Below are 20,555 nucleotides of genomic sequence, written 5' to 3'. Positions count from 1 at the left end.
CTTTAACAGAATCCACCTGTTAAGATTTACTTATATACTTGGCGATTAAATAGTGGTCTGTACATTGGCCAGTAAGCCATTGCAGCAGTCACATGCAGAATGATCATCAATAGCGGGATCGCGAAATTTTCTAGGCCTGGTGTCAGGATCCCATGAAAAAGTGCAATTTGAATTGTGATCGGAGCCAGGACCACTAATGCTAAAGGTGCCGCAAATCCAGATAACAATAGCAAACCACCGATAGTTTCAGTCGCCTTTAATACTGGAAAGAAATACCCCGTCGACATCATGCCGTTAAAGAATGCCACAGTGGCTTCAGGCATAGTTGGTGGTGCCGGGATAAAGTTCAGAAATCCGTTTAATCCGAACACAAAGTAAATAAGTCCTAAAATAATACGTGCGATTAAAGGTAATTTGTTTTTCATTGATGCTCCTTTTTACCTTTAATATTGCAAACGGATTTCTGATTCTTGGCAACAGTTAAGTGCTTCGATCCACACTTCAAGAAAGATCAACGATTGTTTTGAAGCCGCCGTAGCTCATCTTTTTCATATCAAAAGGCATTTCTGTATAAGCATGAAGCCTTGGATCCGTCATGACCTTTTTAACCACGGCGTTTCTGTGGGCTTTGCTTTTATAAACCACCCAGGAAAAACAAACATAATCAGAGGGTTTTGCTTTCGTCATTTTTGGAAACGGAAGAACATCACCTTCAGTCTTTAAATTATCACTGACGGTTTCTCGGTATTCCAGGGCGCCATGTTCCATCCAGACCTTGCCCGCCAGCTTTGCCATTTTTTTATAGATGTTAATATTTTTCTTAGGAACTACTAGTACGAATCCATCAACGTAAGCCATTTATTATCCTTTTTTTGTTAGTGCGCCTTTTCTAAATTAATCATCCAGTTGATACCGAACTTATCTGTGAACATGGCAAATTTCTCTGCCCAGAAAGTTTCCTGCAGAGGCATCTTAACAATCCCCCCTTCTGAAAGACTGACAAAGAATTTTTCTGCCTCTCCAGCATTTTCGCAAGTCAGAGAAATTGAAAAGTTATCACCCTGTCTGCACTGCATGCCCGGCATTGTGTCGGAAGCCATTATTAAAGTCATGCCACCTTTAAACATACGCGCATGCATGACCCGATCTTTGGCTTCTGGAGGTGTAGGCATATTAGACTCGCCAAAAGTCGTCATCTGCAGTTCACCTTCAAGACACTTTTGGTAAAACGACATAGCTTCTTTGCAACTGCCATCGAATGTTAAATAAGTATTAACGTCTTTCATGCGCGCTCCTTTAGATTGAATGGAATATCGAAAAATTTTGAATCGCTTTTCATATTTTCTCAACCAAATCCAGACTGCTTAAACACATTCAACGCACACCCTCGTTTGAGCCCCAGTCTTGGGAATGATAAACTTTAAAAAGTGTCAACAGGAGGTAGCTTATGGAAATTGATCGAGTCATTTCTAATGACCCCAAGGCCCATGCCAAAAACATGGCAAAGGTGCTTCATGAGCTGCAAGAACACCTGCGTGAAGACGTGCAAAAAATGGATGATCTCAGAGCCAAAGGGTTGTTTGAAACCGCTATAGAGGTCCTGGGAGGCTTAGAGAACGCCATGAACAATTATCGCACTGAATTCGAACGTGAATGGAGTGAACCGCATTAGAATATTAACAGGTTTAATTCTTGACCGGATGCCTGAATCTTAATACAGGTTTAGGTATGAACAAGGCACTTGTCCGCTTAATGGCGGGTTTCAGACGATTCAAAGAAAAGTATTTTCAAGAAGAACTTGAAAATTCCATTTACCGTCGCTTGGCTTCTTCAGGCCAAACGCCTAAAACATTCCTAATCGGTTGCTCCGACTCCCGCGTAGACCCTGCGATTTTAACAGGAGCTTTACCGGGTGAGCTTTTCGTTGTTCGTAACGTAGCTAACCTTGTGCCTCCGTGCGAACCTTCCGCTGTTGGTTTCCACGGTACTAGTTCTGCGCTGGAATTTGCGGTTGTAAACCTAAAGGTGGAAAACATCATCATTCTTGGTCACCGCCAGTGCGGTGGGATTCGTGCTTTGATGCGCGGACCTCAAGAAAATCCAGATAGTTTCGTTAGCCAATGGATGAATATCGCTAAAGACGCTCGCAAAGTTGTTATGCAAGAACATGGTAACGAAGATGAAGAGACCAGAATTCGTTACGCTGAAATGGAATCGATTAAAGTTTCATTGCGCAACCTTATGACCTTCCCGTTTGTTCGTGAAGCCGTCGAATCAGGACAATTAAGCTGCATCGGTGTTTATTTCGATCTTGAAGAAGGCGAACTTTGGGAGTTTGACCAAGACACAAATAAATTCAGACAGCTTGAACTTACCCGTCACGGTGTGACTTAGTTTTTACTGATTAATTCCAATGTGCTTAGCTGTAGAGTTAAGCACTTGTTCCAAGCGATCAAAATTTTCTTCATTCGCCTCTAAGACAAAACTTCGCACTAAGTCGCATTCATCTTTCGAAGTAAACAACATCTCAAAAATCAATTTGCAGCGTCCCTCCAATACCTTTTGAAATGTAGCTGTCACTTCAAACTCATGTCCCGGTTGCAGATGCGTGAAAATGATTCTTTCTGGCTTGATGACTTCTTCAAATACGCAGCGGTTTTGGTAGTTCATGCCATCCGGGCCGTGCATGGTGAAATCCCACTGACCACCCGCCTTGGGATCAAATTTATGAAAGGTATTTCTAAAACCTTTAGGCCCCCACCAGCGGGAAAGTTGTTCTGGATTTATCCACGCATCAAAAACAGTCTCGCGAGGATAATCAAAAACCCGTGAGCTAACGATAGATCGATCTGTTACACTTATTGCCGGCATTTCAGTCCTCTTTTTAACTATCATGACATTTACAATGCCCTTCCCAAAGAAAGTCTTCAGTGCCATGCTAAAAGAAATATGACAGACGCAGGCTCAAGGTTTCAGATAAAGAAATTTATAAATTTAGTGCGTGTTTTATTTCCAAACTGGAACTTCTTTAATCAGGTTGCCTATGAGTTCAGTCTTTGGGTTTTGGCGCCTGGTGCGGCGGAATGGACCCTATTGCCGTTTCACCAGGAACGACAACCTCTGGGTTTTTTTGTAAATTCGGAAGTGAATTTAGCTTTAGCAGAACTAAATCTCTTGGAACATTTTGCCCAGGATTTGCAAAGTGACTTAGCTGAAGAAGATGTGACCCAGCTGACTACTTTTAAGATGGTCAGATCCCTTGTTACCGAAAAACTTATAGAATTTAAAATTGATCCCCGCGCAAAATTTAAACTCGTGGCAAAAAGTCCTTCGGAAACCTTGGACCTTTATGTTTCAGAAGAAACGAGTCTTGTATGAGTTTAGTGATCGCGATTGGTTTAATTTCAAAACTCTTAGCCGTGACTATGGCATTTCAAGCTTTAGAGATTATTCTTTTAACAAAAAATAGCACTTTTTGTGCTGTCTGGAGTTTGGAAAATCTATTGCCTGACCTGGAAATGGGTCTGCCTCTTTCTCGTAGTACCATCGAAAAGATTTTTTCTATAGAAAGCCTAAGGCTTATCTCGTTATTGCAAATGTCCCTGGCAGTTGTAGGCATTTTCATAAATCACCCCATTGTCTTTTTATTGCTACTTTTCACCCATCTTTTGATCTGCATTCGCTTTCGCGGAAATCTTAATGGCGGAAGCGACATGATGACCGTTGTGGTGCTTACGGGTTTGCTGATAAGTCTTTTTGCAACTACGGAACTTTGGCAAAAATTAGGAATGATTTATATTTCCATTCACCTGATCTTTTCTTACTTTAAGGCGGGCTATAAAAAGATCCTTGAGATTGAATGGCGTACAGGGAAGGCTCTTTCAATATTTTTAAATCAGAGCATTTTTCCTGATGTGAAGATGTTTTCCGCATGGTTAAAATCAGCACCTTTGGTGGCTCTTGGAATAAGCTGGTTGATTTTGTTGTTTGAACTTTCTAGCCCGTTGGTCCTTGTAAATCCATCCTGGGTTTATATTTATGCTGGTGCTGCCATTGTCTTCCACTTCATTAATTATCTAACATTTGGATTAAACAGATTCTTTTGGATGTGGTTAAGCGCATGGCCAGCGGTATTTTATTCTGTAAACTTGCTAGCCAATAAGGCTTAAGGGTATTAAGATCGCCCCATGCAAGATCCAACCAACTGCCCAAAATGCAATTCTGAAAATATTTACGCTGATGGAAATCTTTGGATTTGTCCAGAGTGTGGGAACGAGTGGAGTGCCCACGCTTCTGCTGATAATGCAGCTGAAGACGTTCAAGATAGTCTTATTCGCGATGCCAACGGCAATATTTTAAATGATGGTGATTCAGTCACAGTCATTAAAGAATTGCGTATCAAAGGTTCTTCAAACGTCGTTAAAGTTGGAACGAAAGTGAAAAACATCCGCCTGACTGACGCGGGTGATGGCCACGATATCGCTTGCAAGATTGACGGCATCGGTTCAATTAATTTGAAATCCGAATTCGTCAAAAAAGCTTAGAACAAACCGTTTTCATTGGGGCAGTCTTTCAAAATCTCCTGCCCTAGATCCCATAGCTCAGTAATTTTTGAGTTCTCAAAACGCATGATGTGCACGACGGCGATTCCGGCCGCTTCAGGGTCTTTTCTTTTCACCAGAGAATGGCAAATAACTGTATTGCCATCTTCATATGAATATTTCACTTCAATGGATTTATTCGGGCTTACTTTGTTGGCTTCTTCCATGGCTTGAAGCAACGACTGACGATCGCCTTTGAAATACTGATTGTGATGGATAAACCCAGGGGCCACAAACTTATCGTAGGCACTTTTAACATCACCACTTGCAGCTTCTTTTAAGAATGATATTGCGATCTCTTTTTTAGTCATGGATCTTCCCTCTTTTGGCTAGTATCTGTCCAATAGAACGTGAAGACCAGCTATAATACCAGTGTAAAGCCACATTTCTTTTGTTTCTTTAAAGAAAAATAATCTGCGTTGCTGGGGGCAAAGAAACCAAACAGTGCGACAATAAGGGTATACAAAGGAACATCTTATGGCACGCCTACTTATTGTATACGCATCCAAACATGGTCAGACGGAAAAAATATCTAACTTTATATCAGCAGAGCTCGTGCAGATGGGACACTTCGTAGATATTTTCGACGTCGAATCAATTCCCGAAACCGTTTCAGTGAAGAACTATGAAGGCGTGATAATCGGAGCACCGGTTTATGTCAGTGGCTTTCCGGCTCACTTAAAAAAATGGGTGAAGTCGCACAGTGATATTCTAGCTATCAAACCATCGGGGTTTTTTTCGGTGTGTTTGGGGGTTTTGGAAAATGATGAAAGTGCCCAACGGGATGAACGTCACATTGTCCAGAAGTTCTTTAATGAAACCAACTGGCATCCAAAACAATGGACGATCTTCGCCGGGTCCATCACTTATTCTAAATACAATTGGTTCTTAAAACGCATCATGCATGCACTTGCAAAAAAATCCGGAACCGACACAGAATATGATCACGACTATGAATACACCGACTGGAACAAGGTTCACCAGTTTACAGAAAACCTGCTGCATGATCTAAGCGGCCCAAGGTAATGAGGAAAGCATGAACGTTAAAGACAGTGAGTTTAAAAGTTTACTCCAAGCTCATAAGAAAATTGCAGTGTATGGACTAAGTCCTGACCCAGGAAAAGCCAGTCACTATGTTCCTAAGTACATGCAGGATCAGGGTTGGGATGTTGTGGGTGTTTATCCAAAACTTCACGATACCGGTTTTAAAATCTATCAGACCTTAAAAGAAGTGCCAGCAGAGTATCGTAAATTCATAAATGTCTTTCGCCGCTCTGATCACTTGCCAGAAGTGATGGATGAAATTCTTGAACTTGATGGCGTTGAAGTCGTTTGGATTCAGCTGGGTATTGAACACGAGGAAGCAGAGGCTAGAGCTGAAAAGGCAGGGATCAAGGTGGTTTCAAACCGCTGCCTTATCATCGAACATAAAAAATGGTTCTAACTTTTTTCAGCTTAAAATAGGCTGCTGAGTTGGAACTTCGGAATAGCCATCGAGTAATACGCTAAGCCTAAGATTCCAACAATAATCACAAAGTTTACCGCTGCAAAGGCCGCCCTTAGTGGAAGCTTTTGATGGAACTCAATTGGAGCTGGATAATAGTGACCCGGGCCCACCACCGCGAACACCAATAAAGCTCCATGCAAAATAGTATGCCCAATGACTTCTGTCTTTCCAAAGAAAGCTGACGTTGTAAAGAACACCAAAGTAATAACCAACGCTAAAGGCCTTTGCAAAAGGCCTATGATCAGCAGGTAACCTAAAGCCAGCTCAACAAATGCGCAGGCCAGTAAAAAGAACTCATGTGGCAGACCCATAGTTAAAGCAGGCTTCTGACTTAAGATATCCAGACCCCAGTGCGGGAAGAACACTTTTTCCAAAGCCGCCCAGCAAAGTGAAAAACCTAAACCGATGTACAGAGCGGGAATTCTTGTGTGGGAAATTTTAATCGAGTTCGAAGCATTAACAAGTAAGTAATAACCAATGGCTGGATACACCAGGTAATCAAGCATGTGGAAAAATCCGTATTCGTTGATTGCATACAGATACAGTCCAATCATACCCAATCCACCAAGAGGCGCCGTTTTACTTGTCAGCATTAGAATAGCTAACAAGAACTGATACCATCCGACTTCCCCAGAATGTATTTTAAGTTCAGGGGCAATAATCGAATCAGCTTGCCACGATAGTAATAGCGAAGCCCCCGTGAAAACTCGTAAGATCACTGGCGCACGATCTGCATAACTTTCAAGATACGCACTGAATTTTTGATAAGAAGGCCATTTTTCCAAATATCGATCGGCATAGACAATGACCGCCAACGTAACCACTGTCAGAGAAAATAAAAACCAGAAGACGGGACGATTTAATTCATCCAATGTGAAAATGGAAGGTTCTTTGTTTTGGGTGAACCACTTAACGTGGGCGTAACTTGAAGTTGGAAAGATCAGGAAACTTAAACACCAATATACAAAGTATTTTATTTTCATATAAAAATCCTGCCGCCATTACGGCAAGATCACAATCTTAGAATCAATGTGACAAAGCAAATCTTAAGTTAGAAGTGCAACAAAGGCCTGCGCCTGGCGTGACAATTGATGGGTTCCGCGGTGGATCAATAGGACGCGATACTTTTGCTTTTCCGCTAACGGCTGCAACTCTTCAATCACACGAATTCCATCCCAATGATGCAGCATTAAATCGGGAATAAATCCAATCCCAAGACCGAGAGTCACGTATTTCGCAATGACCTCCCAGCTTTCTACTTTCATAGCTATTGGTGCGGGCTTAGAAAACTTCTTCTTATAGATTTTCTGTAGTTCCATTTCGCCCGGCGCTTCTTGGGTAACAATGAAACCAAGATCATGAGAGATGCGTATGCCTTTTGCAAAAACACAGCAGAAACTTCCCTCATGCAAGACACTCATATCGACGCCTTGGATTCTTCCATCATCTACAACGATACCAAGCTCTGCCTTGCCAGTTTTTACTAAACTTAAAACTTCAGCGGCATTGCTAAAGCCTATTTCAATTCCCAGTTGCGGATGTTTTTGTTTTAGTTTTAGCAAGGATTTCGGAAGTAAGCTTTGTGCAAGGGTATCGGCCGTAGCGATGCTAATAGTTCCGGACAGTTCTGCTTTGGATCCCTTTAGGTCTAATTTAATTCCCTCTAAGGTCTGAAATAGTTGCCCAGATCGTTGAACTAAGAGCTTTCCTTCTTCCGTTAGCTTAAAGCGGTTTTTCGTATGAATCATAAGGGAACACTCAAGGGATTCTTCCAGCTTGCGAATGCCTTGGCTGATTGCCGGCTGACTGACGTTATGGGCTTTTGCAGCTGCTGCTACACTCCCTAACTGAGCTGCGGAAACAAAATATCGTAGGTGGTATAAGTTCGGCTCTGAAGACATAATAATTTCTTATTATAATAATAGAAATAATCCAATTTTATTATGTTGTTAAATGATTTAAATACCCGCAAGCGAGGTAATTATGAAAAATCTAGTTGGATTGTTTGTTCTAGGTGCTTTATTTTCAGTTCAAACCGCAGGTGCTGCAAACTTCCCAAAATGTTCAGTGATCTTGAAAGATAAATCAGGAATTTCAGAAACTACAATTGAACTTGCGCTTGTGATGTATCCCAAATCAGATCTTGCGGCCTATGTTTATCATGGAACTGTCGGTTCATTTGATATCAATGTGTCTACTTGCGATGGCACTTACAATGCTTTTATTACCGGCAAAAATGGGACTAAAAGTTCAGTGTCGACTGAAACTAGCTTTAAACTAGGTTTAGCATTACCTAGCGAAAGCATTCAGGTTTCTTGTAACCAATAGACTAAACCGTGGGGATCTGAATTTCCGTGATTAACTGCTCTTCAGGAGTCACCCGCGGATCGTTGACATAGTTTTCGATAAAGAAATCATCTCGCACCGGCATCTTGGTTTTTTCAACGATTTCAAAAACTTTTCCGCAAGCTTCAGGCAGGTTCTTATAAGGACCTGTCATGATGAAGCGCGAATATTTCCCGCCTTGGAATTGGGTGACTTGATAACCTGCAGGTAACACTGCGGGCTTTGCATCGATGGTCGCGCCAGCTCGATAAATCATTTCAGGTTTTACTTTATAAAAACTGGTGTACCCTGTGATCTTTACTTGCTTCAGAAGCTCGTCGATATTTTCATGAAACTCTTTCCATGCTTTCATGGCGGTTTCTTGAAACGGGCCTTTCTTTTCTATGTATACGTAATAAGTTGCTGGCCAATTTACTGTGTCAGGTGTTTCAGTCAGTTTCATTTCACTACCCATGGACTTTTTCCTCATTAAGTTTTCTAAGTTGCGCTGCCTGATAGCCGCCGAACACGCCAGTGAATAAACAGCGGATCAGTGGATCTTCGACAACGTCAGCTTCTTGAACTTCTTTTTCGACTGTGGAATTAAACATTCGATCGTTAATCCGTACATACATCGAAGTTAAAGATTCGCCTTCTTCTATAGCTGCATAAAGTTTCGTCAACGGAACTTCGGTGAGCCACTCTATGGGATCGTCATTGATTGGAACTTCTTCAATCTTATTTCCTTCAAGCAAATAGCGAAAAGTTTTTTCTTTGCCATTTTCATCGAACACTGACAACTGCCAGAGTCTTGGTCTTGCAAAGAAGGGATCTTCTGATTCAGCAAGGATGCCGAATTTTTCAATAAGTCCTTTTTTGCAGTAATTCAGTGTGAATTCTTTTTGGGCGACAGAAAGGCCTGGAAATTTTTTTGCGATCTCTGCAGTGCTTGGAATTTTTAGTGATGGATTAAATTCATAATCGACATCTTGCTCACCTTGGGGAAGAACCCAAGTTAGGGCTTCTGCAGAATTAATTGAATTCTTCGTTAACTCAAATGTCACGGAAGGGTTCATTCGCACCACTTGGCAATTTGGCAAAGCTGTTTTCACTTCTTTTTCAAATTGCCTATAGGTGATTGGAAAAAAGGCGTGATTATACCAAGACCAACTTTCTTGCGTGAACTGGCAGGAACTTGGAACCACGTATCTAGGATTTAAAGCCCTTAGCTGCTCTATCCATTCTGGTGGCAACTCTAAGGACGGAGCTGGCACTCGATGCGGAGAAAGTACGTCAATTTCTCGCATTGTTTGAAATGGCCACAGCACCATATCCCACGGACCCTTCTTGACCAGTAAATCCAGAGTGTCGTAATCAATCCACGAATCAACAACATTTAATACATTTAAGCCTGCAGCTTTGATTTGAAACAAAGAATCAACGTCAGCATCTAAGGCTCGTCTTGGAATGATTTCGAGTGATCCAAGTTTCACGGGCTCATCTATCGCCAACGGAAAGACATTTTTAAATCCAAGGTTTTCAATGAAACCAAAAATTTCATCATACAAACAATAGATGTAAATGGGCGTATCACGATCTAAAAGATTTAAACTTTCTAAAGAGCAGTGGTCGTCGTGATAGTGGGAAATAAAAACTGCAGAAAACTTTTGCTGTTTTATTGCTTCGATATCAAAGCGCACACTGGGAAAGGCATAACAGTTTCTGCTAAAGGGATTTTCAAATATAGGATCAAAGGCGATCTTAGTCCCGTCGCAATCAAAGACGTATCCAGCATGCAAAATTCGCGAAATCTTTAAAGGCATATGGCTTCATACCGCATATATTCGTTTATGGGCAATTAATTAGGTCGGACCTTGAAAAATGCAGGGAATGTCTTTATCCTGTAATCCTCTGGGCACAAATCCAGAGTCTATGGAAGCATAAATTAATCAATACTCCTTTTTTATCTAACTCTCTTAAATAGGCACAATGTGCTGAAGGTTTATTTATGCAATCCCTTGTCACTGCAAGTGGCTTAACGTTTGAGTATGCAAACGGCCACACCATTTTTAAAAATCTCAACTTTTCCATCACCTCCAAGACTTCGGCACTTGTTGGGCCTAATGGCGTAGGCAAAACCACCCTCGCAAAACTTTTGGTGGGTGAACTTGAGGTTACGTCTGGATCGATTATCAAACGATCCTCGGTGACCTTCTTTCCCCAGCGTCTGACTCCAGAAGCATTCAGCGTCGATGAATTTCTCGCCTTAGATTACGAATGGTCTAAGCTTGGTGAAAAGTTATTAGAAGGAATAGATAGATCCAATCTTTGCACTACCTTAAGTGGCGGTGAATGGATGCGCGTTCGTCTGGCAAAGACGCTCAATGACGATTTTCTGATTTTAGATGAACCTTCCAATGATCTTGATCGCGAAGGCCGTAAGGTCCTCATTGAATTTTTGAATGCTCGTTCGGGCGGAGTTCTTATTATTTCCCATGATCGCGAGCTATTAGCCATCTGTGAAGAGATACTGGAACTTTCCAATCAAGGATTAGCCAAATATGGAGGCGATTTTTCCGAATATGAACATACGAAAGGTCATGAACGGGATAATTTGGCTCAGCAATTGTCCACTGCCAAAAACCAGCGACAAAAAGCCAAAGCAGAGCGCCACGAACAAATACTTCGCCAAGAAAAAAGAAATCAACGTGGTGCTGAACAAGCCGCCCGTGGGGGAATACCAAAAATTCTTCTTGGTGCACGAAAAAGAAAAGCGGAAGCTACAACTGGAAAAGTGGATACCTTATCTTTCGAGAGAAGTAATTCTGCCGTTACAGCCGCATTTGAAGCCTATAGCGAAATGAAAATAGATCCGGTGATGTATGCAGACCTTATGGGACAGGAATTGCCTGCGCAAAAGCTTATAGCCGAAACCAGCGGATTTAACATTCGCTTTAAAGATTGGCTTTATGGTGAAGACCTTAACTTTTCCTGGCGCGGGAATATCCGCTTGGCACTTAAAGGCCTGAATGGTTCGGGCAAATCCACTTTATTAAAAGCAATCATGGGTCAAAAGTTTGAAACGAAGGGTCAACTGCGAGTCGGTGATGTCTCGACTCTTTACGTAGATCAACAATGCAGAATCTTAGACGATACCAAAACTGTCTTAGAAAACGTCGCTGATTCATCTTTGCTTACAGAAAGTGAGATCAGAAATGGTTTAGCCAAGTTTCTGTTCGCTAAAGATGCGGTTTTTCAAAAAGTATCTTCCTTAAGTGGTGGTGAACGCCTAAGAGCGGCCTTGGCAAAAGGAATTTTAAGTAACAAAAAGCCTGAATTATTAATTTTGGATGAGCCTACAAATAATTTAGACCTGGTGAATATTCAGTTTCTTGAATCATTAGTAAAAGAATTTAAAGCAGCTGTCTTAGCCATTTCCCATGATGAGATCTTTTTGCAAAACAGTGGCATCACGGAAGAGTTTAAAATCCACCGGGAAAAGTTTCCGGGAATTCCCGACGATCCACACTGACAGAAAGCGGAGTCAGCCCTCGAGTCTGATCTATGAATAAAAAACCATCATAGCGAGAAGCTAGTTTCGTCGGAACGTAGTTGCCGAAACTTTCAAAGCGCGGATCGTAAACTACACCTATGGCACGGTGACCACGGGTTTGGTTTAATTCTAAATCCGTGCTTCCCTGCAGCCAGGAAAATATATAATCCGATTTTTCATTCAGACATTTCTGATGAAAGAGATCTTCATAACTTCCGCTTTTTCCTTTCGGAACTTGCATAAGTTGCACGGGACCATCCCAGGCGCGAGAGGCTACAACTGATCCCTCGTAGGTACCAAAACCTAAAAGAGCTATCTTGTTAATTCCCCACTCTATTCTAGCCAAGCCGCCTAGATTCACTTGCCCTTCGTCAACCATGGAAGTTGCGCGATAATCTCCGATGTGGGTGTTATGGGCCCAGACAATGGCCTTTGCATTGTCACCATGATGGGAAAGCAAAATGTTTAACGTCTCCATCATATGGCGATCACGAACATTCCAAGAATCTTCATCACCGTGTATCATGGTGCGGTAATAGTCTTCGGCATTCTTTACGATACGCGCATTTTGTTGAGCGTCAAATAACGTTTCCCCTGAAAGCTCTAGGTGTTTTGCCTTTAATAGATCTTGTAGAACAAGAAGCACTTGGGTTTCACAGCCAGAAGAAAAATACAGAGATTGGGCATATCGTTTTTCATCCCGATGGAATTTTTGAAAACAGGCGTATTGCTCTTTTGCGGCTTTAGCTAAGGCTGGATCTAATTTTTTCAGAGTACTTAGGACTTCGTCAATGGATTCAAACAGGGAATAAACATCAAGCCCATAAAATCCCACGGGCTTTTTTGCTTTCAATTTCTGATTGTGGCTTTTCATCCAATTTAGAAGTTCAACGACTTCCGTATTCGCCCACATCCATGAGGGCCAGCGATGAAAATGATGGATTAATTCTTTTTCGGCATAACTTCGCTTTGAAGTGATCAACCTGTTAGCCGCATAACAAGGCGGCCAGTCGCCTTCCACAGCGATAAAACTAAATCCGTGATGGGTGATAAGCTCTTGGGAAATAAGTCGTCGCCATTCATAAAATTCATGGGTGCCGTGACTTGCTTCACCAAGCATCACAATCTTGGCATAACTTAACTTTTCAGCGATTTCCTTAGCCGCGCTTGTAATGGAATTTTTCATTATTGATCCTAAGCGTGCGCAGACCTAGTATGAGCTGCCTTCTTCGCCGCACGAACAAGACCATGCTTACCTTTCGTTTTAACAGCCTTCATGGCTGAACGATGGCGATCTTGCGAAGATCTTTTTTTCGCTGCCTTCTTAGTAAACTTAGAAAGAGACTTTTCCGAAACGGTCGAAGTAGGTTCTTTTTTCAAAGCATTCAAAGTTGCTTTTGCTCTTGTCTTAGAAGTTTTTGGCTGCGCAATTCGCTTTGATTTCTTCGCTGTTTTCTTTTGTCCTGCTTTTTCAGGAATATTTACACCTGCTCTTCGTGCCTCAGAAAGTCCGATGGCAATAGCTTGCTGCGGATTTCTTACGCCGTGTTTACCTTGGCGCACCTTGTGAATTTCCTCACGAACAAATTCGCCAGCCTGAGTAGATGCTGATTTTCCTTGGCGTGCCGCCTTCTGAGCGCGCTTTACTGTCTTCTTGTCGGGCATAAGAACCTCCTCCACAGGAAAAGTGTGGGTGATAGATATGAGACAGAGTAGCGATTCAGACAGAATCCGCTAAAAATCAGAGCTAGCCTTGACCCCAGTCCATGGAAACGCCTATGGTGGGTCTATGAAATTAATCTCATGGAATGTTAATGGTCTTCGTTCGGTTCATAAGAAAAACTTTCGCGAATGGTTCGAGAATGAAAAGGCCGATGTTGTTTGTCTTCAGGAAATTAAAATTTCTGAAGAAGCCATTCAAGAGGATGAAACATTCTATCATCCGGCCCGTTATCATTCTTCTTGGGCCTTTGCTGAAAAACCCGGATATTCAGGCCTAGCACTGTATTCTAAAAAAGCACCAGACGACGTCCGTGTTGGCTTAGGAATTTCAAAATTTGACAATGAAGGCCGTTGGTTAGAGGCCGATTTTGGTCCCATCACAGTCGTTAACAGTTACTGGCCAAACAGTCAGCGCGATCACGCAAGATTGCCATTCAAATTAGAATTCTGTGCCGCTGCTGAAAAGCGTCTGCAAGCTTTACGAAAAAAAGGGCGCGAAGTGATGATTTGCGGTGACTTTAACATTGCTCATAAAGAAATCGATTTAAAGAATCCAAAAACCAATATGAAAAATGCGGGCTTCCTTCCTGAAGAGCGCGCATGGATGGAACGCTTTTTAAATAAATTGGAATGGGTCGACAGTTTTAGAAAGTTTGAACAAGGACCCGAGCATTATACCTGGTGGAGTTATCGCCCCGGTGTTCGCGAAAGAAACATTGGATGGCGCCTAGATTACTTCTTAGTGAATAAAGAGGCGTCCGACCGCTTAAAAGCGGCAGTGCTTTGCCCAGATGTGATGGGCTCAGATCACTGCCCTGTTCGCTTAACCTTGAAAAAATAATTTATTCTTTAGTTTCAGGCTGCTTAGTCGTTGTTGAGTCTTTAGAAGTCTTTTTGCCGTGATGATCACCCATCATGTGATGGTCCTTCATGCCTTTATGATGACCCATCATTGCACAGCTTTCTTTACCCATGCCTTCACAGTTTTTCATCATTTCATTCTTACACTCAGTCATAGGCTTCGTAGTTTTAAGACAGTCCGCCATCTTCATGTGCATATCAGCCATTTTTTGACGATCTTCTTTGCTCATCTCTTTCATGTCCTTGCCCATCCCCTTCATTTCGTTAGCGAAGGCAGAACCAAATACAAGCATTGATGCAGCGACTGTGATGATGATTGCAGTTTTCATGAATACTCCTTATTCACGGTTTTATTAATGTCGTTAATTCGACGAACGCATTCATGATACAGATTCGTTAATAGCACTCAAATGCTCGCGGATAATTGCATTAAAACGAATATGATTTTTAGTGATTTCCTGTCATATATCGCTAAGTCCAGTGCTATTTACCGTTACGAATTTGGAAAACCTTGCTAATATGACCCCCTATTTTTGGATTCGGAGATTGAATGTCAGCACGTTATACCACTCTATTTTTTCTAGTCTCGTTAATGCCACTTTTCTCTTTCGCGAAAACAACGACGCCAGTTGGCTGCGTGGGTAAGAATAACATTTCCCCCGATGCCCACGCCGCTTGGATACTTCCGGCGAAAAATATTGTCGCTTCAGAAAAGGCTGAAGGCAGTCCAAACTTGGAAATTGGTCAACGCACGGCTGTGATGCTTAAGAATAACGGCAAGACATCTTCAGGGTTTGTGGGGTTCAAAACAAAAGATGCCGGAGATTACTTTTTATCTTCAGACTTCTATCCACGAATGAATGTGACTGATTTAGAAAGTAAAAAAGAGATGCAGGTTGAAACCTATGGTCCCGTGCGCGAATGCGACACAATTCGCAAATCCTTACGCTTTAAGTTTAAAGGAAATCATAAATATTCGTTAGAACTTATCAGTAAAGATAGCAAAGAAATCAATGTCTTAGTCATTAAGGCTAATAACTAACTTCCCAGGTCTTAGTGACTTCCGTCGGCCTCAGTCATTTTTCGTATGACTTGGCCGATGGTTTTTGCATCGATATCAGCTCTTTTCATCAAAGCTTTGGCTTTATCAAAATCGTCAGAATCAATGGCCTCAAAGAAGGCTTCGACCTTTCCGATCTCTGCAAGCTTTTCTAGAACTAAAGTTCCTTCAAAATCAGATTCATCCACAAGTATTAGCCTTCATCCGGAATATTAGGTTCTACCAATTGAACTAACAATTCTAAACATTGTTGCCAGCCCAGGTAACACGCTTCCACCGGAATCACATCGGGAATGCCTTCTTGGGTTACGTTAAGTTCCGTTCCGACACTGACTTTGCGGAAGGTGATCGTATTAGTCATTTCCCCTGGTAAATTTGGATCATCAAATTTATCGATAAAACGAAGTTTTTCGTTTTGTTTTACTTCAAGGTACTTGCCACCGAAAGAATGACTTTTCATCGTGGTGAAGTTCGTGAAAGACATTCTGTATTCACCGCCTTCTTTGACATCGAATTTATCAACTTTGGCGACAAAGCCATGCGGGGGGAACCATTTAACAATGGCATTCACATCGGTAAAGGCCCGAAATACTTTTTCTGGTGGCGCCGCAATCACGCGATGAAGTTTAACTGTTCCAGGCATCTTGATCCCCTCGTTAAAGTGGTGAACTAGAAAGGTAACTATTCCTTTTTATAATTGCTAATGTTTTCGAACAGCTTTTCGATTCTGTGATAAAGATCAGCAATATATTTTTCAGGATTTTTTCCGCCCATAGCGGTCATGTCCTCAATTTTTTCAATGCATCTTAAATCACTGCACAGAAAATAAGAACTGCTGACAGTTGAGCTCATTGCGACCGACAACATTCCAAGTTCTTGTGCTGAACCGAAGGCATTGCACCAACTGCAAAGTCCGCCCACGGGTTCACCGCTGGTACGCTTAAAAGCCACGCCTCGCGCCAAATCCCAGTTCGGAGCTTTAAATACAAGATAGACGTAGTTCCCAGAAGGTTCCTTCCAAGTAAAGTAAGAGCGTACGTTGAACGGAAATTTCAAGTTTTCAGGAAGAATAAGCTTCTTTTGGTCGCGCAAACGGAATGACTCGATCAGTTCCTGTTCTGTCGCAATTGAAAAACTAATTTCTTTTTGAAAGGTACTTTGTTGAGAAAGCAATAGACAACTCCTTAAGAAATTCTAGAACCAGGCCCATGTGAGTGTCTATAGAGATATTGGCCCTTGGGCCAAATAGGGTCGCCTTGTTTTTTATTTAGAAATAAGAATGAAGCTTGGCTTCTTCTTTAAGAGCAAATGAACTGAGTAAGAATAAAGAGAGGTTTCCGAAATGAGAAAAATAATTGGTGGAGTCTTTCAATCACTCGATGGAATCATGCAAGCGCCTGGCGGACCGGATGAAGACAAAACCGGTGGATTTGGCTTAGGTGGTTGGGTTCAGCCCTTCTGGGATGAAAAAATAAATACGGTTATGGAACCGCTCTTTAGCGGGAACTTTGATTTACTTTTAGGAAGAAAAACCTATGAGATATTTTCTGCCTACTGGCCCTATATTCCTGAGAGTGATCCGATAAGCTCTGCGTTTGCCAAAGCTGATAAATACGTCTTAACCCGAGGCGATACACCACTTGAATGGAAAACCAGCCATCGTGTTAAAAACGTAGAAGAACTTAAAAAGATAAAGGCAGGTAATGGGAGTTCGCTTCTTATACAAGGAAGCTCCACTATATATCCAACACTGCTTGCCGCTGATCTTATTGATGAGATCTTGATTTTGACCTTTCCTATTACTCTAGGAAAAGGAAAACGATTGTTTGGAAATGGAACTCCTCCAATAGGTATGAAACTAATTAACACCGAAGTTTCACCATCTGGAGTTATTATGGCGAGATATCAGCCCAACGGAAAAGTTCCGACTGGAACCTTTGAAACTCAGGCGCCCTCTGAAGCTGAATTAAAACGCCGCGAACGTTGGGCGCGAGAGGGATAAAAAAGGAGGAAGCAAAAGCTTCCTCCTTTCAAATTACTTCGTAGCTAAATCATAGCGATCAAGATTCATCACCTTAGTCCAAGCGTTGATGAAATCTTTTACGAACTTATCTTTGCCATCATCACTAGCATAAACTTCAGCGAAGGCACGAAGCTGTGAATGATAACCAAACACCAAGTCCACAGGTGTGGCAGTCCATTTAACTTTTCCCGAGGCACGATCTTTTCCTTCGTAAATTCCAGGCTTAGCGATGTCCCACTCAAGCCCCATATCTAAAAGGTTCACAAAAAAATCGTTAGATAAAGTACCTGGTTTATCAGTGAATACACCGTGGCGAGTTCCCTGGTAGTTTACATCTAAAGAACGCATACCCCCGATGAGGACTGTCATTTCTGGCGCTGTCAGTTTTAAAACGTTGGCGCGATCTAACAAAAGTGTTTCCGGAGAAAGTTTTGTTCTGCTGCTAATGTAATTTCTAAAGCCGTCAGCTCTTGGTTCTAAGACAGCAAATGAATCGGTATCCGTTTGGTCTTGGGTAGCGTCTGCCCGCCCTGGAGAAAACGGAACTTCGACCGTGTATCCGGCTTTTTTAGCCGCACTTTCAATACCTGCGCATCCACCGAGAATAATTAAGTCAGCTAGGGATACTTTTTTTCCTGACTGTCCTTTATTAAATTCATCTTGAATTTTCTCTAAGGCTTGAAGCGTTTTAGAAAGTTCACCGGGTTCATTCACTTCCCAATTTTTTTGCGGTGAAAGTCTAAGGCGTCCACCGTTAGCTCCCCCACGCATGTCGGTTCCCCTAAATGAAGAAGCTGCGGCCCACGCCGTAGCAATCAAGCGAGAAGTACTAATCCCTGACGCCAAGATTTTATCTTTCAAAGATTTTATTTCTTGAGCTTCAATCAGTGGATGATCGACTTTGGGAATTGGATCTTGCCACAATTGCGCAGGTGGAACATAAGGGCCCCAGTAGCGAGAAACAGGTCCCATGTCGCGATGAAGAAGTTTGTACCAAGCTTTGGCAAAAGCATCGGCAAATTCCTGATGATTTTCATGAAAGCGTTTAGAGATTTTTGCGTAATCAGAATCGGCTTTAAGTGCCAAATCTGTCGTCAGCATTGTTGGTGCATGCTTTTTAGACGGGTCATGGGCATCAGGAACTGTGTTTTGCGCAACTGCATCTTTAGGTTTCCATTGATGAGCCCCTGCCGGACTTTTAGTTAATTCCCATTCGTACTTATGAAGATGTTCAAAAAAACCATTCGTCCACTTCGTTGGTTGAGTCGTCCAAGCACCTTCAAGTCCACTGGTGATGGTATGTCCACCTTTTCCCGATCCATAAGTATTCTTCCAACCAAATCCTTGCGCGTGCATTGGACAACCTTCTGGTTCTGGTCCCACGTGATCGGATTTTGCAGCACCATGGGTTTTTCCAAATGTATGACCACCGGCAATTAGGGCAACCGTCTCTTCATCATTCATTGCCATTCGCGCGAAGGTTTCACGAATATCGCGAGCTGCCGCTTTCGGATCAGGATTTCCATTCGGCCCTTCGGGATTCACATAGATAAGACCCATTTGCACAGCACCAAACGGAGCAGCCAACTGGCGGTCACCGCTATAGCGTTCATCTCCAAGCCACGTGTCTTCTGGCCCCCAGAAAACTTCCTCTGGCTCCCAGACATCCTCTCGGCCGAAACCAAAACCGAAAGTTTTAAAGCCCATAGACTCTAAAGCGCAGTTACCGGCAAAGACTAAAAGATCGGCCCAAGAAATTTTTCGACCATATTTCTTTTTAATCGGCCAAAGTAAACGACGGGCCTTATCTAAATTGGCATTATCTGGCCAGCTGTTTAACGGAGCAAAACGTTGAGCTCCGTCACCCGCTCCTCCTCGGCCATCTTCAATACGATAAGTACCAGCAGCATGCCAACTCATCCGAATAAAAAGTGGACCATAATGGCCGTAATCAGCAGGCCACCAGTCTTGGGAAGTCGTCATCACTTTAAAGATATCTTGCTTTAAAGCCTCCACATCCAATTTTTTAAATTCCTCAGAGTACTTAAATGAACTCTCCATGGGATTTGAATGAGGTGAGTGGGTGTGCAAAACCGAAAGATCTAATTGATTCGGCCACCAGTCCCTGTTGTTTCTGGGGCGACTGATTTTTGGCTGGGGCGAGGGTATGGCGGGGTTTTCACTTTCACTGCGTGGTTCAGACATAGGTGGCTCCTTAAAAAGAAACTATTTATGACTTTGGTTTAAAGTGAAATTTTCAGATTGAATACGCCGAGTTCCAAATGAAATTGGAAAGTAAAACTTGAAAGTGTTTTAAATCAGGTATGGGAACAAATAGGCCAAGTTGCTAATTCGCAAACGTTAGCCATCAGAAGTTAACGAGTTACCTCAGCAATCAGGCGATCTAAATTTTGTTCATTCGCGGGAACAACAATATGGGCAATCGCTTTTGCTACTTCAGGTTTATCAAAAGTTTGCGCCCAAGAAACTAATGTTTCATTTTTTTCAGAAGCTAAAGTGATAACCAATGTGTATTTCGGTAATGAAGCATGTTGGATAACCACTTTTTTTGGTGATTCGATTTCTGCAAAAACAGTTTCATTTGGATAATCACGTCCATCAGGTCCATGCATGATGTATTTCCAAAGACCGCCGGGTTTAAATTCACAGATTTCAAACGTGTTCGTAAAACCTTCTGGTCCCCACCAGCGAGCTAAACGTTCTGGAGTGCTGATAGCAGCAAAAACAGATTCAATCGGAGCGGCAATTTTTCGAGAAGTTTGAAAAGTCGACATGCATTCATCTCATTCTAATTCGGGAATGAAAGCAATCAGGCCGAGCGCCTGGCCTTTCGCATAAACCTTGGGAACTCAATAGTTGCGTTTAGGCCAGGAAGTTTCATG

Annotated in this window: 29 protein-coding genes; 12 read left to right on the top strand and 17 right to left on the bottom strand. The window is 42.3% G+C overall.

The window, feature by feature from the left end:
• Positions 1-26: 26 nt before the first annotated feature.
• From MNR06_RS13185 to MNR06_RS13175, 3 genes are all read right to left on the bottom strand, one after another.
• On the bottom strand, positions 27-425 hold the full coding sequence (locus MNR06_RS13185) for a DoxX family membrane protein (RefSeq protein ID WP_243536814.1): 399 nt from the start codon (positions 423-425) through the stop codon (positions 27-29).
• A gap of 76 nt (positions 426-501) precedes the next feature.
• Positions 502-858: a DUF1428 domain-containing protein gene (locus tag MNR06_RS13180; protein ID WP_243536812.1), complete on the bottom strand. Its 357-nt coding sequence runs from the start codon at positions 856-858 to the stop codon at positions 502-504.
• 17 nt (positions 859-875) lie between these two features.
• The gene (locus MNR06_RS13175) at positions 876-1,286 is read right to left on the bottom strand and encodes a VOC family protein (RefSeq protein ID WP_243536810.1); all 411 of its coding nucleotides are present in this window, start codon (positions 1,284-1,286) and stop codon (positions 876-878) included.
• A gap of 161 nt (positions 1,287-1,447) precedes the next feature.
• On the opposite strand from MNR06_RS13175, the gene MNR06_RS13170 reads away from it, so the two are divergent.
• Together MNR06_RS13170 and MNR06_RS13165 are read left to right on the top strand one after the other, a co-directional pair.
• Positions 1,448-1,672: a hypothetical protein gene (locus MNR06_RS13170; RefSeq protein WP_243536808.1), complete on the top strand. Its 225-nt coding sequence runs from the start codon at positions 1,448-1,450 to the stop codon at positions 1,670-1,672.
• A gap of 56 nt (positions 1,673-1,728) precedes the next feature.
• On the top strand, positions 1,729-2,394 hold the full coding sequence (locus MNR06_RS13165) for a carbonic anhydrase (protein WP_243536806.1): 666 nt from the start codon (positions 1,729-1,731) through the stop codon (positions 2,392-2,394).
• Positions 2,395-2,397: 3 nt separating this feature from the next.
• Here the strand turns inward: MNR06_RS13165 and MNR06_RS13160 are convergent, their stop codons facing one another.
• Positions 2,398-2,871 (bottom strand): SRPBCC family protein, encoded by a 474-nt coding sequence (locus MNR06_RS13160; RefSeq protein WP_243536804.1) that lies wholly within the window; start codon positions 2,869-2,871, stop codon positions 2,398-2,400.
• Positions 2,872-2,997: 126 nt separating this feature from the next.
• On the opposite strand from MNR06_RS13160, the gene MNR06_RS13155 reads away from it, so the two are divergent.
• From MNR06_RS13155 to MNR06_RS13145, 3 genes are read left to right on the top strand one after another with little or no spacing between them, the layout of a single operon-like run.
• Positions 2,998-3,378: a hypothetical protein gene (locus MNR06_RS13155; protein WP_243536802.1), complete on the top strand. Its 381-nt coding sequence runs from the start codon at positions 2,998-3,000 to the stop codon at positions 3,376-3,378.
• The gene (locus tag MNR06_RS13150; RefSeq protein WP_243536800.1) at positions 3,375-4,169 is read left to right on the top strand and encodes an HTTM domain-containing protein; all 795 of its coding nucleotides are present in this window, start codon (positions 3,375-3,377) and stop codon (positions 4,167-4,169) included. Before MNR06_RS13155 ends, MNR06_RS13150 begins: the two co-directional genes overlap by 4 nt.
• A gap of 18 nt (positions 4,170-4,187) precedes the next feature.
• Complete coding sequence (locus MNR06_RS13145; protein WP_243536798.1) at positions 4,188-4,544, top strand: zinc ribbon domain-containing protein YjdM; 357 nt, start codon at positions 4,188-4,190, stop codon at positions 4,542-4,544.
• Here the strand turns inward: MNR06_RS13145 and MNR06_RS13140 are convergent.
• Positions 4,541-4,912 carry a nuclear transport factor 2 family protein gene (locus tag MNR06_RS13140; protein ID WP_243536796.1) on the bottom strand — a complete coding sequence of 124 codons (372 nt, stop codon included), beginning with the start codon at positions 4,910-4,912 and terminating at the stop codon, positions 4,541-4,543. The genes MNR06_RS13145 and MNR06_RS13140 overlap by 4 nt on opposite strands.
• Positions 4,913-5,078: 166 nt before the next feature.
• Between MNR06_RS13140 and MNR06_RS13135 the strand changes: the two genes are divergently transcribed.
• Together MNR06_RS13135 and MNR06_RS13130 are read left to right on the top strand one after the other, a co-directional pair.
• On the top strand, positions 5,079-5,627 hold the full coding sequence (locus MNR06_RS13135; protein ID WP_243536794.1) for a flavodoxin domain-containing protein: 549 nt from the start codon (positions 5,079-5,081) through the stop codon (positions 5,625-5,627).
• A gap of 10 nt (positions 5,628-5,637) precedes the next feature.
• A complete protein-coding gene (locus MNR06_RS13130) occupies positions 5,638-6,045 on the top strand; it encodes a CoA-binding protein (RefSeq protein WP_243536792.1) in 408 nt (135 codons plus the stop codon).
• Between the two features lie 11 nt (positions 6,046-6,056).
• Here the strand turns inward: MNR06_RS13130 and MNR06_RS13125 are convergent, their stop codons facing one another.
• On the bottom strand, positions 6,057-7,091 hold the full coding sequence (locus tag MNR06_RS13125; protein WP_243536790.1) for a DoxX family membrane protein: 1,035 nt from the start codon (positions 7,089-7,091) through the stop codon (positions 6,057-6,059).
• A gap of 63 nt (positions 7,092-7,154) precedes the next feature.
• Positions 7,155-8,009 carry a LysR family transcriptional regulator gene (locus MNR06_RS13120; RefSeq protein ID WP_243536788.1) on the bottom strand — a complete coding sequence of 285 codons (855 nt, stop codon included), beginning with the start codon at positions 8,007-8,009 and terminating at the stop codon, positions 7,155-7,157.
• An 82-nt stretch (positions 8,010-8,091) separates the two neighbouring features.
• On the opposite strand from MNR06_RS13120, the gene MNR06_RS13115 reads away from it, so the two are divergent.
• Positions 8,092-8,436, top strand: coding sequence for a hypothetical protein (locus tag MNR06_RS13115; RefSeq protein ID WP_243536786.1), 345 nt, complete (start codon positions 8,092-8,094; stop codon positions 8,434-8,436).
• A gap of 1 nt (position 8,437) precedes the next feature.
• On the opposite strand, the gene MNR06_RS13110 is transcribed toward MNR06_RS13115, so the two are convergent.
• Positions 8,438-8,908, bottom strand: a complete 471-nt coding sequence (locus tag MNR06_RS13110) for a GyrI-like domain-containing protein (protein WP_243536784.1) — start codon at positions 8,906-8,908, stop codon at positions 8,438-8,440.
• Positions 8,901-10,256: an MBL fold metallo-hydrolase gene (locus MNR06_RS13105; RefSeq protein WP_243536782.1), complete on the bottom strand. Its 1,356-nt coding sequence runs from the start codon at positions 10,254-10,256 to the stop codon at positions 8,901-8,903. The genes MNR06_RS13110 and MNR06_RS13105 overlap by 8 nt, the downstream gene beginning before the upstream one ends.
• 185 nt (positions 10,257-10,441) lie before the next feature.
• On the opposite strand from MNR06_RS13105, the gene MNR06_RS13100 reads away from it, so the two are divergent.
• A complete protein-coding gene (locus MNR06_RS13100; RefSeq protein WP_243536780.1) occupies positions 10,442-11,965 on the top strand; it encodes an ATP-binding cassette domain-containing protein in 1,524 nt (507 codons plus the stop codon).
• On the opposite strand, the gene MNR06_RS13095 is transcribed toward MNR06_RS13100, so the two are convergent.
• The gene (locus MNR06_RS13095) at positions 11,916-13,172 is read right to left on the bottom strand and encodes an erythromycin esterase family protein (protein WP_243536778.1); all 1,257 of its coding nucleotides are present in this window, start codon (positions 13,170-13,172) and stop codon (positions 11,916-11,918) included. The two genes, MNR06_RS13100 and MNR06_RS13095, sit on opposite strands and share 50 nt — an antisense overlap.
• An 8-nt stretch (positions 13,173-13,180) precedes the next feature.
• Complete coding sequence (locus tag MNR06_RS13090; protein WP_243536776.1) at positions 13,181-13,651, bottom strand: DUF6496 domain-containing protein; 471 nt, start codon at positions 13,649-13,651, stop codon at positions 13,181-13,183.
• Between the two features lie 124 nt (positions 13,652-13,775).
• On the opposite strand from MNR06_RS13090, the gene MNR06_RS13085 reads away from it, so the two are divergent.
• Complete coding sequence (locus MNR06_RS13085; RefSeq protein WP_243536774.1) at positions 13,776-14,549, top strand: exodeoxyribonuclease III; 774 nt, start codon at positions 13,776-13,778, stop codon at positions 14,547-14,549.
• 1 nt (position 14,550) lies between these two features.
• Here the strand turns inward: MNR06_RS13085 and MNR06_RS13080 are convergent, their stop codons facing one another.
• A complete protein-coding gene (locus MNR06_RS13080; RefSeq protein ID WP_243536772.1) occupies positions 14,551-14,898 on the bottom strand; it encodes a hypothetical protein in 348 nt (115 codons plus the stop codon).
• Between the two features lie 221 nt (positions 14,899-15,119).
• On the opposite strand from MNR06_RS13080, the gene MNR06_RS13075 reads away from it, so the two are divergent.
• Positions 15,120-15,611 (top strand): hypothetical protein, encoded by a 492-nt coding sequence (locus MNR06_RS13075; protein WP_243536771.1) that lies wholly within the window; start codon positions 15,120-15,122, stop codon positions 15,609-15,611.
• An 11-nt stretch (positions 15,612-15,622) separates the two neighbouring features.
• On the opposite strand, the gene MNR06_RS13070 is transcribed toward MNR06_RS13075, so the two are convergent.
• From MNR06_RS13070 to MNR06_RS13060, 3 genes are read right to left on the bottom strand one after another with little or no spacing between them, the layout of a single operon-like run.
• Positions 15,623-15,817, bottom strand: coding sequence for a hypothetical protein (locus MNR06_RS13070; RefSeq protein ID WP_243536769.1), 195 nt, complete (start codon positions 15,815-15,817; stop codon positions 15,623-15,625).
• A gap of 5 nt (positions 15,818-15,822) precedes the next feature.
• A complete protein-coding gene (locus MNR06_RS13065; RefSeq protein WP_243536767.1) occupies positions 15,823-16,272 on the bottom strand; it encodes an SRPBCC family protein in 450 nt (149 codons plus the stop codon).
• Positions 16,273-16,310: 38 nt separating this feature from the next.
• Positions 16,311-16,802 (bottom strand): FBP domain-containing protein, encoded by a 492-nt coding sequence (locus MNR06_RS13060; protein WP_243536765.1) that lies wholly within the window; start codon positions 16,800-16,802, stop codon positions 16,311-16,313.
• A gap of 169 nt (positions 16,803-16,971) precedes the next feature.
• Between MNR06_RS13060 and MNR06_RS13055 the strand changes: the two genes are divergently transcribed.
• Positions 16,972-17,631, top strand: a complete 660-nt coding sequence (locus MNR06_RS13055; protein WP_243536764.1) for a dihydrofolate reductase family protein — start codon at positions 16,972-16,974, stop codon at positions 17,629-17,631.
• 33 nt (positions 17,632-17,664) lie between these two features.
• Here the strand turns inward: MNR06_RS13055 and katG are convergent, their stop codons facing one another.
• Entirely contained in the window at positions 17,665-19,857 is a 2,193-nt protein-coding gene (katG, locus tag MNR06_RS13050) for a catalase/peroxidase HPI (protein ID WP_330220891.1), read from the bottom strand.
• Between the two features lie 170 nt (positions 19,858-20,027).
• Complete coding sequence (locus MNR06_RS13045; protein ID WP_243536762.1) at positions 20,028-20,447, bottom strand: SRPBCC family protein; 420 nt, start codon at positions 20,445-20,447, stop codon at positions 20,028-20,030.
• Between the last annotated feature and the right edge of the window lie 108 nt (positions 20,448-20,555).

The organism is Bdellovibrio reynosensis (assembly GCF_022814725.1).
Classification (GTDB): Bacteria; Bdellovibrionota; Bdellovibrionia; order Bdellovibrionales; family Bdellovibrionaceae; genus Bdellovibrio; species Bdellovibrio reynosensis.
Note: the sequence above shows the minus strand (reverse complement) of the source record. Positions and strands in the feature narration are given on the sequence as shown.

Excerpts from the sequence above, each read along its gene's own strand:
- MNR06_RS13185 (WP_243536814.1), bottom strand. The coding sequence starts at position 425 with ATGAAAAACAAATTACCTTTAATCGCACGTATTATTTTAGGACTTATT.
- MNR06_RS13180 (WP_243536812.1), bottom strand. The coding sequence starts at position 858 with ATGGCTTACGTTGATGGATTCGTACTAGTAGTTCCTAAGAAAAATATT.
- MNR06_RS13175 (WP_243536810.1), bottom strand. The coding sequence starts at position 1,286 with ATGAAAGACGTTAATACTTATTTAACATTCGATGGCAGTTGCAAAGAA.
- MNR06_RS13170 (WP_243536808.1), top strand. The coding sequence starts at position 1,448 with ATGGAAATTGATCGAGTCATTTCTAATGACCCCAAGGCCCATGCCAAA.
- MNR06_RS13165 (WP_243536806.1), top strand. The coding sequence starts at position 1,729 with ATGAACAAGGCACTTGTCCGCTTAATGGCGGGTTTCAGACGATTCAAA.
- MNR06_RS13160 (WP_243536804.1), bottom strand. The coding sequence starts at position 2,871 with ATGCCGGCAATAAGTGTAACAGATCGATCTATCGTTAGCTCACGGGTT.
- MNR06_RS13150 (WP_243536800.1), top strand. The coding sequence starts at position 3,375 with ATGAGTTTAGTGATCGCGATTGGTTTAATTTCAAAACTCTTAGCCGTG.
- MNR06_RS13145 (WP_243536798.1), top strand. The coding sequence starts at position 4,188 with ATGCAAGATCCAACCAACTGCCCAAAATGCAATTCTGAAAATATTTAC.
- MNR06_RS13140 (WP_243536796.1), bottom strand. The coding sequence starts at position 4,912 with ATGACTAAAAAAGAGATCGCAATATCATTCTTAAAAGAAGCTGCAAGT.
- MNR06_RS13135 (WP_243536794.1), top strand. The coding sequence starts at position 5,079 with ATGGCACGCCTACTTATTGTATACGCATCCAAACATGGTCAGACGGAA.
- MNR06_RS13130 (WP_243536792.1), top strand. The coding sequence starts at position 5,638 with ATGAACGTTAAAGACAGTGAGTTTAAAAGTTTACTCCAAGCTCATAAG.
- MNR06_RS13125 (WP_243536790.1), bottom strand. The coding sequence starts at position 7,091 with ATGAAAATAAAATACTTTGTATATTGGTGTTTAAGTTTCCTGATCTTT.
- MNR06_RS13120 (WP_243536788.1), bottom strand. The coding sequence starts at position 8,009 with ATGTCTTCAGAGCCGAACTTATACCACCTACGATATTTTGTTTCCGCA.
- MNR06_RS13115 (WP_243536786.1), top strand. The coding sequence starts at position 8,092 with ATGAAAAATCTAGTTGGATTGTTTGTTCTAGGTGCTTTATTTTCAGTT.
- MNR06_RS13110 (WP_243536784.1), bottom strand. The coding sequence starts at position 8,908 with ATGGGTAGTGAAATGAAACTGACTGAAACACCTGACACAGTAAATTGG.
- MNR06_RS13105 (WP_243536782.1), bottom strand. The coding sequence starts at position 10,256 with ATGCCTTTAAAGATTTCGCGAATTTTGCATGCTGGATACGTCTTTGAT.
- MNR06_RS13100 (WP_243536780.1), top strand. The coding sequence starts at position 10,442 with ATGCAATCCCTTGTCACTGCAAGTGGCTTAACGTTTGAGTATGCAAAC.
- MNR06_RS13095 (WP_243536778.1), bottom strand. The coding sequence starts at position 13,172 with ATGAAAAATTCCATTACAAGCGCGGCTAAGGAAATCGCTGAAAAGTTA.
- MNR06_RS13090 (WP_243536776.1), bottom strand. The coding sequence starts at position 13,651 with ATGCCCGACAAGAAGACAGTAAAGCGCGCTCAGAAGGCGGCACGCCAA.
- MNR06_RS13085 (WP_243536774.1), top strand. The coding sequence starts at position 13,776 with ATGAAATTAATCTCATGGAATGTTAATGGTCTTCGTTCGGTTCATAAG.
- MNR06_RS13080 (WP_243536772.1), bottom strand. The coding sequence starts at position 14,898 with ATGAAAACTGCAATCATCATCACAGTCGCTGCATCAATGCTTGTATTT.
- MNR06_RS13075 (WP_243536771.1), top strand. The coding sequence starts at position 15,120 with ATGTCAGCACGTTATACCACTCTATTTTTTCTAGTCTCGTTAATGCCA.
- MNR06_RS13065 (WP_243536767.1), bottom strand. The coding sequence starts at position 16,272 with ATGCCTGGAACAGTTAAACTTCATCGCGTGATTGCGGCGCCACCAGAA.
- MNR06_RS13055 (WP_243536764.1), top strand. The coding sequence starts at position 16,972 with ATGAGAAAAATAATTGGTGGAGTCTTTCAATCACTCGATGGAATCATG.
- katG (WP_330220891.1), bottom strand. The coding sequence starts at position 19,857 with ATGTCTGAACCACGCAGTGAAAGTGAAAACCCCGCCATACCCTCGCCC.
- MNR06_RS13045 (WP_243536762.1), bottom strand. The coding sequence starts at position 20,447 with ATGTCGACTTTTCAAACTTCTCGAAAAATTGCCGCTCCGATTGAATCT.